Here is a 14262-nt window from a genome sequence, read left to right as displayed (position 1 = left end):
TAACCGTCCGGTCGGCCGGTGTTCACCCGCGGCCCGTACTCAGGAAGGACGGGGTGGAAGACCGCTCGACGACCGGAGGAATCATGACTGTCAGCATCGGATCGCATGTGATCGGCGGCGGCCGTCCCGCCTACGTCATCGCGGAGATCGGCCTCAACCACAACGGCGACGTCGACATCGCCAAGCGCCTCATCGACGTCGCGGCCCGAGCCGGCGCGGACGCGGTGAAGTTCCAGAAGCGCACGCCCGAGATCTCCACGCCGGAGCACATGCGCGACGTGCCGCGGGAGACGCCGTGGGGAACGATGACGTACCTCGACTATCGCCGTCGGGTGGAGTTCGGCCGCGACGAGTACGTCGAGATCGGCGACCACGCCACGATGCAGGGCCTGGACTGGTTCGCCTCGCCGTGGGACGTGCCGAGCGTCGCGTTCCTCGAAGACCTCCACGTCGTGGCGCACAAGGTCGCCTCGGCGAGCCTGACCGACACGGAACTGCTCGTCGCGCTGCGGGAGACCGGGAAGCCCGTCATCCTCTCCACGGGCATGTCCACCATGGAGCAGATCGATCGTGCGTTGGACACGCTCGGCACCGACCGCGTCGTCCTCATGCACGCGACCTCGACCTACCCCCTCGAGCCCGAGGAGGCGAACCTGCGGGTGATCGCGACCCTGCGGGACCGCTATCCCGGGATCCCCGTCGGCTACTCGGGACATGAGCGCGGCCTGCAGATCTCGCTCGCCGCGGTCGCGATGGGGGCGGTCGCCGTGGAGCGTCACATCACGCTGGACCGGACGATGTGGGGCTCCGACCACGCCGCATCCCTGGAGCCCGGAGGGCTGGAGCACCTGGTCCGCGACATCCGGGTCATCGAGAGCGCGGTGGGCGACGGCGTCAAGCGCGTGTTCGACAGCGAGCGCGCGCCGATGGCGAAGCTCCGCCGCGTGCCCGCATGACCGCCGGCGCCGGGATGCGTGTGGTCGCCATCGCGGACGCCGACTCGTTCGTGAAGTGGGCGGCATCCCTGCTGGGGGCCGTGCCCGGCCTGCGGCCGCAGCTCCTGCTGGTGCGCACGCCGCTGACGGTGAGCGGAGCGCAGCAGGATGCGGCATTGGCGGGCACCGGCCTCGATGCCGATGCCGTCACCCGGCTCGACCTCGACCGCGTGGCCGGATGGCTCGAGGTCGAGCGCCCTGACGTTGTGCTGCTCGCCGGGCGGGGACCGTTCGTCCGGCTCCTCGGCCGAGTCGTCGATGCGCTGCCGCATCGCCCCGTGACCGTCTCCGGGCTTCCCGGCATGGCGATCCCCGCCCAGCGCGGGGCGCTCGACTACCGGCGACACACCGACCTGCTGGTCGTGCACTCCCACCGCGAGCGCCGAGCGTTCGCCGACCTCGGCGAGCGCATCGGGGTGCAGATGCCGATCGCGCTGGCGACCCTCCCCTTCGCGCGGGGTCGCGAGCGGTGGGGCGGCAGCCGTCTCCGGGAGTCCGGGGCAGCCGGATCCCTCTCCGCGGGGACGGGCGGAGTCGCTCTCGCGGAGCGTCGTGTCGCCCCGACGCCGGCGGCGCTCCGGCGGCCCGGGGCGACGGACGTCGTCTTCGCCGCGCAGGCCCTCGTGCCCGCCCGCCCCGAGCAGCGAGCGGCGATCGCCGCCCTGCTCGTGCGCGCCGCGGAGGCCGACCCGTCGCGCCGGGTGGTCGTGAAGCTGCGGTCCCGGCCGGGGGAGGCCGAGACCCACCTCGACCGTGATCCGTACACCCGGCTCTTCGCCGGGGGCGGCCCGGCGAACCTCGTGTTCTCGCACGTGCCGATGGCGACCGCTCTCGAGTCCGCCGCCGGCCTGGTCACGGTGAGCTCGACGGCTGCGGTCGAGGCGCTGGCCCACGGGGTCCCGGTGATCGCGCTCGACCGCTTCGGGGTGCACAAGAGCCTGCTCAACACGGTCTTCATCGGAAGCGGTCTGCTGGGCGGCGCGGGCGAGGTCGTCGCCGGCCGATTCCGCCACCCGCACCCGTCCTGGCTCCGCGACAACTACTTCCACGCGGAGGCGGAGTCGGACTGGTGGGACCGGGCACAGGAGCTCGTGGCCCTGCGGAGGGCCGGGGCCCTGCCGCATCGCCGGGTTCCCGCGGCCCGGGGTGGGACCTGGCATAAGGCCTGGCATCGCGCGAGCGTGCTCGGCCGCACGGACCGCTCCCTCACCGGCCGCCTCGCGCTCGCCGCCGGCGTGCCCGCGACGCGTGCGCTCTCGGTGCTGCGTTCGGGCCGGCGTCGGAGCGGTCAGGACACCTGGGCCGACCCGGCCACGGACTACACGCTCGAACCAAACCCGTTCCAGGACTCGATCCGCCGCTGAGTCGCGGCCGGTCCGCGCTCAGACCGTGCGCCAGTCATGGCTCTCGATCGCCGCACCCGCCTGTGGCCCCATCTGCAGCATCCCGCCGTCGATCACGACCGAGGCCCCCGAGATGTAGGCGGCCTCCGGCGAGGCGAGGAAGGCGATCAGGGCGGCAACCTCGCGCGCGTCGCCGGGGCGCCCGAGCGGGATGCCGGGGCGGTCCTCGGCGTGCGGGTCGGTGTCGGTCTGCCCGGTCATCGGGGTCGCGATCTCGCCCGGGGCGACGCTGACGGCGCTGATCCCGTACCGGCCGAGCTCGAGCGCGAGGTTCTTCATGAGCCCGCCGAGGCCGTGCTTGGCGGTGTCATACGCGCTCGCACCCACCATCGGCTGGTGCTCGTGCACGCTGGTCACGGAGATGAGCCGCCCCCCGCGCCCCGCGGCGACCATCGAACGGGCCGCCCGCTGCAGGCAGACGAAGGCGCCGGTGAGGTCGGTATCGAGCACCCGGTTCCACTCGTCGAGCGTCACGTCGAGGAACGGAGTCTGGAGCCCGGCGCCGGCGTTGTTGACGAACACGTCGACGCCCCCGAGCTCTGCGATCAGCCCGTCGACCACGTCGCCGCACGCGGGGATGTCGGAGACGTCGAGCTGTGTCACCACCGCGCGGGCGCCGTGGCTGCGCACCTCGTCCGCGGTGTCCTGGGCACCGGCCTCGTCGCTGTGCCAGGTGATGCCGACGTCGATGCCCGCTGCGGCGAGGGCGACGGCGGTGGCCCGGCCGATCCCGGAGTCGGCCCCGGTCACGATCGCGCGGCGGGCCTCGGCCTCCAGCCGTGCCTGCGGGTCTCCGGCCTCCGCCATCGGCGTCGGGGTCTTGTCGTTGTGCTGAGATTCGGACATGTCGGCCTCCTGCTCGGGCGTCATCGGTGCGAGCGACGGTACGGGGGCGGCGCGGCGCGGTCGAACCGGTTGACGACAAGCGACGGCGACGCTAGCGGGACGGGGTGCCGCCGCGGAGGGCGGCGGCACCCGCGTCCGAGCTCAGCTGCTTCGGCGGATCGCCCTCACACCGACCACGAGGCCCACCGCGGCGACCGCCAGTGCGGACACCCAGCCCCACAGGACGGTGACATCGCCGAGCTCGCCCGCGAAGAGGGCGCGCTCCGCCTGCACCACCCAGTTCACCGGATTGACCGCGGCGACGACGCGCATCCAGTCGGGAGCCGCATCGAGAGGGAGCAGCATCCCGGACAGGATCAGCAGCGGGAAGATCAGCGACTGCTGCACGCCCCAGAACAGCCACTCGCGATCCTTCGTCGCCAGGGCGAGGGAGTACGAGAGCGAGCCGAGGCCCACGCCGAACACAGCGAGCAGCGCGAGGCCGATGAGCAGGCCGGGGATGTCGGCGGCGAAGCCGAACGGCCAGGCGATCAGGACGATGATGAGTGCCTGCACGACGATCGGCGCGATCTCCTTCAGTGCGCGGCCGACGAGCAGCGAGGATCGTGCCAGTGGGGCGACGAGAGTGCGCTCGTGCGAGCCGGTCATCATCTCGTACTGCAGGTTCGACCCGGTCGAGCCGGTGCCGAACAGCACGATCATCACGAGGACGCCCGGGACGAACCAGGCCAGCGTCTCCCCGGCCGGACGCCCGGAGTCGCCGATCAGCAGCGGAGCGAACAGGCCGAGGAAGACGAGCGGCTGGAGCAGGCTGAAGATCAGCGTGAACGGGTCGCGGAGCACGGGCTTGAGCTCCCGGCTCAGCACGTTCCTGGTGTCGCGCGCGAGGTTCGGACGCACGAGGGTGTCGGTGGGGATGGTCATGAGCGGGCTCCTGTCGTGCTGTTCTGGGAGGCGGCGGGTGCCGCTTCCATGGCGGATGCGTCATCCGCGGCATCTGCGCCCTCTCCGGCTTCGCGCAGGGTGCGGCCGGTGAGGGCGAGGAAGACGTCGTCCAGGGTGGGCGGCACCCCCGTCGCGCGGCGGACCAGGATGCCGGCACCGTCGAGTTCGCGCACGATGACCGGGAGCAGGCGGTCGCCGTCCGGAACCGCGAGCGACACGGCGGCCCCGTCGATCGTGACCTCGGCCGTGCTGAGCCCGGCGACCACGGCACGGGCCCTCTCCGCCTCTGCGGCATCCGCGAACCCGAACGTCAGCACGTCCCCGGCGAGTGTCGCCTTGAGGGAGGCCGCGTCGTCGTCGGCGATGATGCGTCCCCTGTCCATGACCATCACGCGCTCGGCGTAACGGTCGGCCTCCTCCAGGTAGTGCGTGGTGAGGAACACGGTGGTGCCGTGCTGCGTGCGCAGGTCGAGGATGTGCTCCCAGAGGTTCGCCCGACTCTGCGGGTCGAGTCCGGTAGACGGCTCGTCGAGGAAGATCAGCGGCGGCGCGTGCATGAGCCCGAGCGCGATGTCGAGCCGACGCTTCTGCCCGCCGCTGAGCTGCTGGACGGTGCGCGTGGCGAACGATGTGAGGTCGAGCGACTCGATGAGTTCGTCGGCCCGGCGCGCGCTGTCCCGCTTCGACATTCCGTAGAAGGCGCCCTGGCTCAGCAGCTCATCACGGACGCGCTGAGAGAAGCTGCCGCTGGTGAGCTGTCCGACGTAGCCGATGCGGGCCCGTACGCCCGCCGCGTCGGCATGGATGTCGTGGCCCACCACCCTCGCACGCCCCGAGGTGGGCGGGATCAGCGTGGTCAGCATCCGCAGGGTCGTCGACTTGCCGGCGCCGTTCGGGCCGAGGAACGCGACGAGCTCTCCGCGGACGGCGGTGAAGGAGACGTCGGTCACGGCATGGACCGGCGTCTTCTTGACGGTGAAGGTCTTGGTGAGGCCTTCGGTCTCGATGAGGGGTTCGTTCATGACCGCGAGCGTAGAAGCGAACCAGGACAGATACTGTCCGCGATATCTGGCAGTCTGGCGAACATGAGCGACACCACCGTGCGGGCCCTCGCCCTGCTCAACCTGCTGCAGACGCATCGGCATTGGCCGGGAACCGAGCTCGCCGCGCGCCTCGGTGTCACCGAGCGCACCGTCCGGCGCGACGTCGATCGGCTCCGCGAGCTCGGATATCGCGTCGAGTCGACACCGGGGGCCGCCGGCGGGTACCGGCTGGAAGCGGGGAGCGCCGTCCCGCCACTGCTCCTCACCGACGACGAAGCTGTGACCATGGCCATCGGCCTGAGGGTCGCCGCGACGCAACAGGTCATCGGGGGCGCGGAGGTCACCCTCACCGCACTCGCCAAACTCGAGCAGGTCCTGCCGTCGCCGCTGCGACAGCGGGTGAACGCGCTCGCGGCCTCCGTGCGTCCGCCGCGCATCGGCGACGCCCCCGCCGTCTCGCCCGTGGTGATCGGCGAGGTCGCCTTGGCGACGCGGGACGCCGAACGCCTGCGCGTGCGGTACGTCGACGGGGAGGGGACAGAGAGCGTGCGCCGGGTCGAGCCCCATGCCCTCGCGCCCGCCGGCCGCCGGTGGTTCCTGCTGTGCTGGGATCTCGACCGCGACGACTGGCGGACGTTCCGCGTCGATCGGATCGCGGCGGTGGAGCACACGCGGGTGCTGTTCACGCGGAGGCCCCTGACCGAGGAGGAGATCGAGGAGCGGGTCCTCATCGCCTCGTCGTGGTCTCCGCAGAAGGTCGAGACCGACGCCGTGATGGACCTGCCGCTCGCCGAGATGCAGGCCCGTTTCGGACCGTGGTCGCAGGGCGCGACGGCAGAGGGCGCTCAGCGTACGCGCTGGCCGGTCGGCGGCTCGGACTGGCGCGAGGCGATGTACGGGCTGCTCTGGATCCCCGCGGGTGTCGAGTACACGACGAGCTTCCCGGAGCCGCATCGGTCGGAGTTGCGCGAAGCGGTGGAGCGTCTCCTGCGAGCGCTCGACGCGACGCCCTCCGCGTTATCCGGCGACTCATAGTGTTATCCCAGGCAACGGTCCTGGTGGGGATGATCACGGCCGGGTAACGTCGACCCCATCGCGGCGATCCGGGCGGTCCCGGGCCCCGGCTCATATCCGGAGGCGTTGCGGGTTCGACTCCCGCCGTCGCGTCCACTCGGTCCCTCTGCGCGGCCGCTCATCCCCGATGATGGAGGCATGCCTTCCGCCCCTCGCCCCGGACTCCGGGTCTCCGCGGGTCTGACGATCCCGGAGGCCGAGCTGTCCTGGCGGTTCTCCCGATCGTCGGGGCCCGGCGGTCAGGGCGTGAACACCACCGACTCCCGGGTCGAGCTGGTGTGGGATGCGGCTAACTCCGCGGCCCTGTCCCCGACGCAGCGCGGCCGGATCCTGGAGCGGCTCCGCGGACGACTGGTCGACGGCGTGCTGACGGTCGCCGCCTCCGAGCACCGTGCGCAGCTGCGCAATCGGGAGGCGGCCAGGGAACGGCTCGCCGCGCTCGTCGCGGAGGCGATACGTCCGCCGGCGCCGGCCCGACGGGCGACGAAGCCGAGTCGGGGATCGAAGGAGCGGCGGCTGACGGCGAAGCACCGCCGCACCGACGTCAAGAGCCTGCGGCGGCGCCCCCGCGAGGACTGACGTCCGGACCCGTCTGTGCGCTCCGCGAGCCGGTGAGCTGCTCCTCGATCGGGGCCCAGCCGTGTTCGAGGAGCGCGGAGCCGGCGTCGAGCACCTCCTGCTGGTCGTCGCTCTCGGTGACGAGGATCTGCATCTGCAGGACGAATCGTGCGTACACCCGGACCTCGGGGGTGGGGCTGGGGATGCCGAGCTCGTCGGCGATGGCCGCGGCGAGTGCATCCTCATGGCGCAGCCACATCTTCGACGCGTAGTCGCGGAGCGCCGGGGTCTCGTTGAGGAAGCGCAGGAAGACGCGGGCCACGTCGTCGCCGTGCTCGTCGAGGTTGGCGCCGATCTCGGCCGCGTAGAAGTCGTGGATGGCCCGATTGATCGTCACGCCGGTCGGCCGGTCGCGCACCGCCGATACGAGGCGATCGCGCTGCTCGTCATCCTCGTCAAAGACGAGCGCCTCCTTCTGCGGGAAGTGGGCGAACACGGTGGTGGGGGAGACATCGGCGGCGTCGGCGACCTCGCGGATGCTCACGTTGTCGAACCCGCGCTCCAGGAACATCCGGGTGGCCACGTCGGAGATGTTCTTGCGGGTCGCGGCTTTCTTGCGCTCGCGGCGGCCCAGGGGCGGGGGCGTCGTCATGCGGCCACCTTATCGTGCACTCGACCAGAAAGTGTATTGACACCAAAACTGGTATCGCTACACTTTTGATATGACTTCACCTCATCTTCCCGTTCGCGGCGCCGGCCGCGCCTGGGTCATGCTCGTCGTCCTGACGATGCTCACGGTCATCGGCATGACCGTCGTCCTCCCCGTCCTGCCGTTCGTCGTGCTGCAGTACGTCGCGCACGAACACGACCTCGCTCTCTGGGTCGGCGTGCTGGAAGCGGTCAACGGGCTGTGCGCCTTCCTCGCCGCACCGCTCCTCGGCCGCCTCTCCGATCGGTTCGGACGACGACCCGTCATCATCGTCGCGGCGTTCGGCGCGGCCTTCTCGATGGCGCTGTTCGGCGTGGGCGGGGCGATCTGGGTGCTCGTGCTCGCCCGTGTCATCCAGGGGCTGACGGCCGGGGACCTTCCCGCCCTGTTCGCCTACCTGGCCGACATCACGCCGCCCGAGAAGCGCGCGCAGCGCTTCGGCCTCCTCGGCGCACTGACCGGCATCGGCACCATGATCGGTCCCGCCATCGGCGGTCTGCTCGCCGCGATCGATCTGCGTCTGCCCGTGTTCCTCACCGCGGCGGTCGGTCTCACGATCGCGGTCCTCAGCATCTTCCTGCTGCCGGAGAGCCTGCGCCCGGAGAACCGCATCGCCCGGATCGCTCTCCACGACGTCCAGCCGTTCGGCGTGTTCCGTACCGCGCTCGGTCGGCCCGAGCTCCGCGGACTGATGATCGCGTTCGCACTGCTCGCGCTGCCGTTCGGCTTCTTCGTGAACAACTTCAGCGTGCTCGCCCTCGACGCCATCCAGTGGGGACCGACGCAGATCGGCCTGCTCACGGCGGGGGTCGGCATCATCGACATCCTCATCCAGGGCGTGCTGCTCGGCATCCTGCTACCGCGGATGGGGGAGCGCGGCGTGATCGTCAGCGCCATCACCGCGCAGGCGATCGGTCTCGCCGGTCTCGCGGTCGTGGCCTCGCTGCTCGCCCAGCCGTGGCTCTTCATCGTCGGCGCGCTCCTGCTCGCCGCCGGTCAGGGCGCTGCCCAGGCCGCGATGGACGGCGCGATGTCCAACGCCGTCGGCGACGACGAGCAGGGCTGGCTCGGAGGCGCCACGCAGTCCCTCAACGCCGCGATGGGCACGATCGCGCCGTTGATCGCGGCCGCTCTGTACACCGCGGTCAGCCATGCCGCGCCGTACTGGCTGGGCGTCGGGATCATGGTCGTCGCCGCGCTCGTCGTCGCGCGGGCGCATATCGCGAACACCGCGAAGCGTCCCGTCTCGGAGGCGCAGGACGCCGTCGGAGTCGCCGAAGCGCGGGTCTGAGCCGAGGGGTCCGGAGCGGCGTCGGGGGTCCGCGGGGGTCAGCGCTCGCCGCGGACGAGCTCCACTCCTGCCCCGGCGAACTGCCGCAGCGTGGCATCGGGGAGGAAGGCCCGGGTGAGGGCGCCGCCGATGCGGGTGAGGTCGCTCTCGTCGCGGAAGAGGAGGTACATGGTCTCGTAGCGGGGGTGGAACTTCTCCTTGAAGCGGTGCAGCGAGCGGAAGCCGTAGACGGGCTCGAGCGCGTCGGCCAGGCGCTCGCTCAGTGCGGCGATCACCCCCGCGTCCGGCGGGTAGTCGTGCGCGAGGGGAGCGCCGGAGAGCGACATGATCTCGGCGCCCTCCTCCGAGAACTGCTGGGCGGAGGCGCCGATCAGATACTCCATCACCGGTCCGAAGCCGCCCTCGCGGCGCCGCATGAGGTCGAGGGTCCAGCCGCGCACCACCCCGCCCTCCCCGTACACGGGCAACCAGGACAGGAAGCCGTCGACGTCGCCGTTCGGAGCGATCGCGAGGGCGAGTCGCACCTCGGGGTCCTCCGCCTCCTCCAGAGTCCCCAGCGTGAACCGCATCTCCGGGAGATCCTTGTCGCCGACCCACGCCTCCGAGATCCCGCGGAGCTGCTGCCGCAGGCCCCAGGTCTCCGCGGCCAGATGGGTGAGCCGGAAGGTCATCTGCTCCCGCCCCGCCCGGTTGAGGGAGGTGCGCACCGGCTGCCAGCGCTTGCCGGTGAAGGTGAGACCGGGGAGGTCGACGATCGTGTCATCGGCCACCACGAGGCTGCGCCACGTCTCCGGGACCGCCGCTCTCGTCGCCTCGTCCGCACTGAAGAAGCACGGCACGAGGCCGGCGTCCTCGGCCGCGCGGATGAAGTCGCGCACCGCCGTCGCGCGGGACTCCGCCGGGCCGATCGGGTCGGCGAGCGCCAGCGCGACGCCGTTGCGGCGCTGGTACGCGACGATCCCGCCGTCCACGCGGGCATAGCCGTTGCCCTCCCACGTCGTCATCCAGGAGAGGGTGCCGCCGCCGTGCGCCCGCAGTTCGCGGCGGAGCTCGTCTCCGGTCGGGGCAGGCTGTCGTCCGAGAGCTGTCGAGCGGCGCGCGCGGAACGCCCGCCGCACTGCCACGAGATATACGAGCACCAGTGCCCAGAGCACGCCCGTGGCGAGCGTCAGCTCGGTCTCCGCATCGATCACCGTCTCCAGCTGCGCCTCACTCGTGAGGATGATGAGGACGAGCACGAGCGTGGCGGCCAGCACGTTGAGCGGGCCGAGGACGATGGCCACCACCCAGGCCCAGCGGCGACCGCGCCGCAGGCCGTTCGCGATGAACAGGATCACCGCGACGTCGATCGCCGTGTCGATGAACCCGCCGGACGCCGGTTCGGTCGGGCCGAACGGACCATCGGTCGGTACGAGGACCGTGATGATCTCGATGGCCACGAGCGTGAGCACCGCCATCACGGCGATCAGCCGCTGCTCCCGGACGGTCGTGCGCCGCACGCGCAGGCTCCGGTCGACGAAGAGGATGAGCAGCACCGCGAACAGGTGCTCGAGGTCGGCCAGCTTTCCCCAGAACATCATCGCGACGAACACGAATCCGAGGAGCACCAGCCACGCGCGCACCCGCCAGGGCGGCCGGAACAGGCCGACGGCAGCGGCGATGCAGGCCATGGTGCCGCCGGACGCCCCGACGTCGAGGGCCTGTGCCTGGGTCTGCGCCCACGCCCACGGCAGCTGCGACACCAGCAGCAGGAACAGGGCGGTGGCGAAGACGGCGAAGAGCTGTCCGACCGCGAAGTAGGCGATGGCGACCCGGGTGCCGCGACGGTGCTCCAGGAAGCCCATCCCCCAGAACCCGGCGATGGTGAAGACGTACACCCAGGGTTCGTTGACGAAGAACGTCCCCGTGACCGGCGTCCACCACTTGCCCTCGGCCAGGCTCGGCAGCCCGTAGGCGACGGCGGGGAAGAGGGCCGAGTCTTCGAACGGCCGCCACAGCCCCTGCCAGATCACGCCGGTGAGCAGCACGAGACCGATCATCGTCAGCGTCGCCGGCGTGGTCCGCAGGGCCCCGAACAGGAGGCGGGCCGACGAGGGGCGCTCCGAGGTCATGCGCTCAGCGTAGAGGTGGGGCCGCCGCACGGCGACCCCACCGACCGCATCATTCGGCGACGGCCTTCGCGATCGCCTCTTCCAGGTCGTTCCACTCGACGATCTCGACCTTCTCGCCGTCGACGAAGAAAGTCGGGGTGCTGCTCACGCCCAGCCGCTCGCCGTCGCGCTTGTCCTGCTGCACCCGGGCGAGGGTCGCCGGATCGGCGACCGCGGCGTCGTACGCGGCCAGGTCGAGCCCGAGGTCCTCGGCGAACGCGCGGAATACCTCCGGCGTCTCCGTCGACTGCTCGCCCCACTGCGCCTGCGTCTCGAACAGCCGGTGGAACATGTCCTCGTAGCGGCCCTGCTGCGCGGCGGCCTCGGCGGCGAGAGCGGCCTGCGTCGAGTTCACATGCCCGGGCAGGGGGAAGTACCGGGTCACGTAGCGGATGTCGCCCTCGTAGGTGGCGCGCAGCTCCTCCACGATCGGATAGAAGGCGCCGCAGGCCTCGCACTCGAAGTCGAGGAACTCGACGACGGTGACGGCGTCGGGGCCGCCCTCGTCGAGCACGTGGGAGTCGGTGCGGACGGTGGGCAGTTTCTCGCCGGCCTCGGGATCGGGCTGCGCGGGCTGCTGGCTGAGGGCGTAGACGATGCCGGCAACCAGCAGCACGGCGGCGACGGCGACGGCGATCAGGGTCGCCTTGACGGGGGTCTTCATGGGGTCTCCAAACACGGGGGATACGACAAGGGGTGCCGCGGAGGCGGCCGGAGCCGGCGTCGGATCAGGTGCGGGAGATGGAGAGTTGGATGAGCGAGACCGCGGGCAGGAACGGACGGGGACCGGCACGGAACCGTGCGGTCGTCCGCGGAAGGAGACCGCGGAACCGCAGGCCGCTGCGGGTGCGCAGCTGCCGGAAGAGGAGGACGAGGGCGACGCAGCAGAGGGCAGCCGCGGCGCACGCCGCCGCCGCGGCCGGATCCGCCGGTGCGGTCTCCGCGATCGGTCCCTCCGCCGAGGTGTCGACCGGCTGCGAGACGCCCGGGGCGAGGCACAGGGTCGCGTGCGCATCCGCCGACCCGTGGGAGGCCGACCAGGCGCCGACGACGAGGAGGAGCGCGAGGCCGACGGCGATCATGATCCGGCTGCGCAGGATCCGCTCGGCGCGCGCTCGCGGCGTCGGGACGGGGGCGAGGGGCGGCATGTCCTGCGCAGTCTAACAACGGGGCCTTTGCCGTCCCCCGAGGCCCGTCCGACCCCGACATGCCTAGACTGGAGGGGTGGCGAGACTACTGATCGTCGGCGGCTTCCTCGCCGCCGTCTTCTGGGTGTACAGCATCGTCGACTGCGCCGTGCAGCCGGCGACGCGGCACCGGGGCGTGCCCAAGGCCGCCTGGGTCGCCATCGTCGTCCTCATCCCCGTCATCGGCGGCATCCTCTGGTTCGTCATCGGCCGCCGACGGGCGAACGACCAGGGCGTGCCGCGCACCGTCGCTCCCGACGACGACCCCGCGTTCCTCCGCAGCATCAGCAAGGCGGAGCAGGACGCCCGCATCCGTCGCCTCGAGGAGGAGCTCGCGCGGCTCGACGAGGAGACCGACGAGCCGCCCGCCGCGGACCCGCGCCCGTGACCTCGTCACCGGCGACGGAGGCCGCGGCCTCCCTGTTCGCCGATCTGGTGGCCCACGGCGTCCGTGACGTCGTGCTGTCCCCGGGGTCACGCTCGCAGGCGCTCGCGCTCGCCGCGGCGACCTTCGCCGACGAAGGCGCGCTCCGCGTGCACGTGCGGATCGACGAGCGGGTCGCCGGGTTCACCGCCCTGGGCATCGCCAGGGAGACGAGGGTCCCCGTCGCGGTCGTGTGCACCAGTGGCACGGCCGTCGCGAACCTCCTCCCGGCGACGATGGAGGCGTTCCACTCCGGGGTGCCGCTGCTGCTGCTCACCGCGGATCGGCCTCCCGAGCTGCGGGGGGTCGGTGCGAACCAGGCGACCCTCCAGGAGGGTCTGTTCCACCCCTGGATCCGGGCGCAGATCGACGCGCCCGTTCCCGGAGACGGCGAGTGGGACGGCCTCGCCGCGCGCGCGGTCGCCCTCGCGCTCGGAGCGGCGGAATCGGAGTCCGGGCTTCCTGGCGTCGCCGGCCCCGTGCACCTGAACCTGCCGTCCCGCGAGCCGCTGTCGGGGGCGATGCCGGCGCGCACGCTGTCGCTGGGCGAGGCCCCGCGCCTGCCGGAGCCGGAGGCGTGCGCGCTGGAGCGCGGCCCGCGCACCGTGGTCCTCGCGGGCGCCGATGCGGGCGCCGCGGCGGAGGAGATCGCCCATGCCGGCGGGTGGCCGCTCATCGCGGAGATCGTCAGCGGCGCGCGGTTCGGACGCCAGGTTGTCCACGGGTATCGTCGGCTGCTGTCCCGCGACGACCTCGGCGGACGTATCGAGCGGGTGGTCGTGCTCGGGCACCCCACGCTCAGCCGCGAGGCCGCGCGCCTGCTGTCCCGCGCGGACGTGGAGGTGATCGCGGTCCGCAAGGGCGGCGAGGAGCTGAACCTCAACCACCGCACCCGCGCCGTCTCGGCCGTCACGGTCACGCCGGGGGAGACCGACCGGGAGTGGCTCGGCGCCTGGATGCGGGCCGCCGCCGACGAGGCCGTGGATCTCAGCGAGAACGCCCCCGACACCGAAGGGCTCTCCTCTACCGACTTCGCTGCCCGCCGCGACGCCGTGCGCGCGGAACTCGACGCCGTGCGGCGCCCGCTCGACCGCGAGCGCCTCGTGGATGCGGTGTGGCGGGCCACCTGGCCGCACGACCGTCTCGTCTTCGGATCGTCGCGCCTGGTGCGCGTCGCCGACGAGGTGCTCGGCGGCAAGAAGGTCCCGGTGCACGCCAACCGCGGACTGGCCGGGATCGACGGCACGATCGCCACCGCCACGGGCATCGCCGTCGCGAGCCAGGCCGCCGGCGCCCCCGGCGTGACCCGCGTGCTGCTCGGCGACCTCGCGTTCCTCCACGACGTGGGGGCGATGCTGTTCCCGGACGACGAGACGGAGCCGCGCCTCCAGGTCATCGTCGGCAACGACGGAGGCGGGACGATCTTCGACGGCCTCGAGGTGGCGGGCACCGCGCCTGCCGCACACCTCGATCGCGTGTTCTACACCCCGCACGGGGTGCGTCTGGAGCACCTCGCGCTCGCCTACGGCTGGGAGTATCAGCGGGTCACCACGCGCACCGCTCTCGATCAGGCGCTGACGACGCCGCGCGGCGGCCGCCAGATCATCGAGGTGCCGCTGCCGCGGTGACTGGCATCA

The 14262-nt window shown here is 72.0% G+C and carries 14 protein-coding genes and 1 tRNA gene; 8 read left to right on the top strand and 7 right to left on the bottom strand.

Annotated features, from left to right (window positions below; genetic code table 11):
- Positions 1 to 83 precede the first annotated feature (83 nt).
- Together BK819_RS16910 and BK819_RS09975 are read left to right on the top strand one after the other, a co-directional pair.
- Positions 84 to 956: an N-acetylneuraminate synthase family protein gene (locus BK819_RS16910; protein ID WP_025102446.1), complete on the top strand. Its 873-nt coding sequence runs from the start codon at positions 84 to 86 to the stop codon at positions 954 to 956.
- Positions 953 to 2359 carry a DUF6716 putative glycosyltransferase gene (locus BK819_RS09975; RefSeq protein ID WP_071328981.1) on the top strand — a complete coding sequence of 469 codons (1407 nt, stop codon included), beginning with the start codon at positions 953 to 955 and terminating at the stop codon, positions 2357 to 2359. Before BK819_RS16910 ends, BK819_RS09975 begins: the two co-directional genes overlap by 4 nt.
- A gap of 18 nt (positions 2360 to 2377) precedes the next feature.
- Here BK819_RS09975 and BK819_RS09970 read toward each other — a convergent pair whose 3' ends face one another.
- The 3 genes from BK819_RS09970 to BK819_RS09960 all read right to left on the bottom strand — a co-directional run bounded on the left by BK819_RS09970 (position 2378) and on the right by BK819_RS09960 (position 5211).
- Positions 2378 to 3205 (bottom strand): SDR family oxidoreductase, encoded by an 828-nt coding sequence (locus BK819_RS09970; protein ID WP_071329133.1) that lies wholly within the window; start codon positions 3203 to 3205, stop codon positions 2378 to 2380.
- A gap of 180 nt (positions 3206 to 3385) precedes the next feature.
- Entirely contained in the window at positions 3386 to 4168 is a 783-nt protein-coding gene (locus BK819_RS09965) for an ABC transporter permease (protein WP_071328980.1), read from the bottom strand.
- Positions 4165 to 5211, bottom strand: a complete 1047-nt coding sequence (locus BK819_RS09960; RefSeq protein WP_071328979.1) for an ABC transporter ATP-binding protein — start codon at positions 5209 to 5211, stop codon at positions 4165 to 4167. The genes BK819_RS09965 and BK819_RS09960 overlap by 4 nt, the downstream gene beginning before the upstream one ends.
- A gap of 63 nt (positions 5212 to 5274) precedes the next feature.
- On the opposite strand from BK819_RS09960, the gene BK819_RS09955 reads away from it, so the two are divergent.
- The 3 genes from BK819_RS09955 to arfB all read left to right on the top strand — a co-directional run bounded on the left by BK819_RS09955 (position 5275) and on the right by arfB (position 6885).
- Entirely contained in the window at positions 5275 to 6267 is a 993-nt protein-coding gene (locus tag BK819_RS09955; RefSeq protein ID WP_071328978.1) for a YafY family protein, read from the top strand.
- Positions 6268 to 6326: 59 nt separating this feature from the next.
- Positions 6327 to 6402, top strand: a tRNA-Met gene (locus tag BK819_RS16810).
- 42 nt (positions 6403 to 6444) lie between these two features.
- Positions 6445 to 6885: an alternative ribosome rescue aminoacyl-tRNA hydrolase ArfB gene (gene arfB, locus BK819_RS09950; protein ID WP_071328977.1), complete on the top strand. Its 441-nt coding sequence runs from the start codon at positions 6445 to 6447 to the stop codon at positions 6883 to 6885.
- Here the strand turns inward: arfB and BK819_RS09945 are convergent.
- On the bottom strand, positions 6851 to 7516 hold the full coding sequence (locus BK819_RS09945) for a TetR/AcrR family transcriptional regulator (RefSeq protein WP_071328976.1): 666 nt from the start codon (positions 7514 to 7516) through the stop codon (positions 6851 to 6853). The two genes, arfB and BK819_RS09945, sit on opposite strands and share 35 nt — an antisense overlap.
- A 70-nt stretch (positions 7517 to 7586) precedes the next feature.
- On the opposite strand from BK819_RS09945, the gene BK819_RS09940 reads away from it, so the two are divergent.
- A complete protein-coding gene (locus tag BK819_RS09940) occupies positions 7587 to 8864 on the top strand; it encodes an MFS transporter (RefSeq protein ID WP_256209435.1) in 1278 nt (425 codons plus the stop codon).
- A gap of 38 nt (positions 8865 to 8902) precedes the next feature.
- On the opposite strand, the gene BK819_RS09935 is transcribed toward BK819_RS09940, so the two are convergent.
- The 3 genes from BK819_RS09935 to BK819_RS09925 all read right to left on the bottom strand — a co-directional run bounded on the left by BK819_RS09935 (position 8903) and on the right by BK819_RS09925 (position 12162).
- On the bottom strand, positions 8903 to 10975 hold the full coding sequence (locus BK819_RS09935; RefSeq protein ID WP_071328974.1) for a bifunctional lysylphosphatidylglycerol flippase/synthetase MprF: 2073 nt from the start codon (positions 10973 to 10975) through the stop codon (positions 8903 to 8905).
- Between the two features lie 49 nt (positions 10976 to 11024).
- A complete protein-coding gene (locus tag BK819_RS09930) occupies positions 11025 to 11678 on the bottom strand; it encodes a thioredoxin domain-containing protein (RefSeq protein ID WP_071328973.1) in 654 nt (217 codons plus the stop codon).
- A gap of 64 nt (positions 11679 to 11742) precedes the next feature.
- Positions 11743 to 12162: a hypothetical protein gene (locus BK819_RS09925; RefSeq protein WP_071328972.1), complete on the bottom strand. Its 420-nt coding sequence runs from the start codon at positions 12160 to 12162 to the stop codon at positions 11743 to 11745.
- Positions 12163 to 12238: 76 nt separating this feature from the next.
- Between BK819_RS09925 and BK819_RS09920 the strand changes: the two genes are divergently transcribed.
- Together BK819_RS09920 and menD are read left to right on the top strand one after the other, a co-directional pair.
- Positions 12239 to 12589: a PLD nuclease N-terminal domain-containing protein gene (locus BK819_RS09920; protein ID WP_025102432.1), complete on the top strand. Its 351-nt coding sequence runs from the start codon at positions 12239 to 12241 to the stop codon at positions 12587 to 12589.
- Positions 12586 to 14253 (top strand): 2-succinyl-5-enolpyruvyl-6-hydroxy-3-cyclohexene-1-carboxylic-acid synthase, encoded by a 1668-nt coding sequence (gene menD / locus BK819_RS09915; RefSeq protein WP_071328971.1) that lies wholly within the window; start codon positions 12586 to 12588, stop codon positions 14251 to 14253. Before BK819_RS09920 ends, menD begins: the two co-directional genes overlap by 4 nt.
- Positions 14254 to 14262: the final 9 nt, after the last annotated feature.

The sequence above is a fragment of the Microbacterium sp. LCT-H2 genome (genome assembly GCF_001866135.1).
In the GTDB taxonomy this organism is placed as follows: domain Bacteria; phylum Actinomycetota; class Actinomycetes; order Actinomycetales; family Microbacteriaceae; genus Microbacterium.
This window is presented reverse-complemented; position numbering and strand designations above follow the sequence as displayed.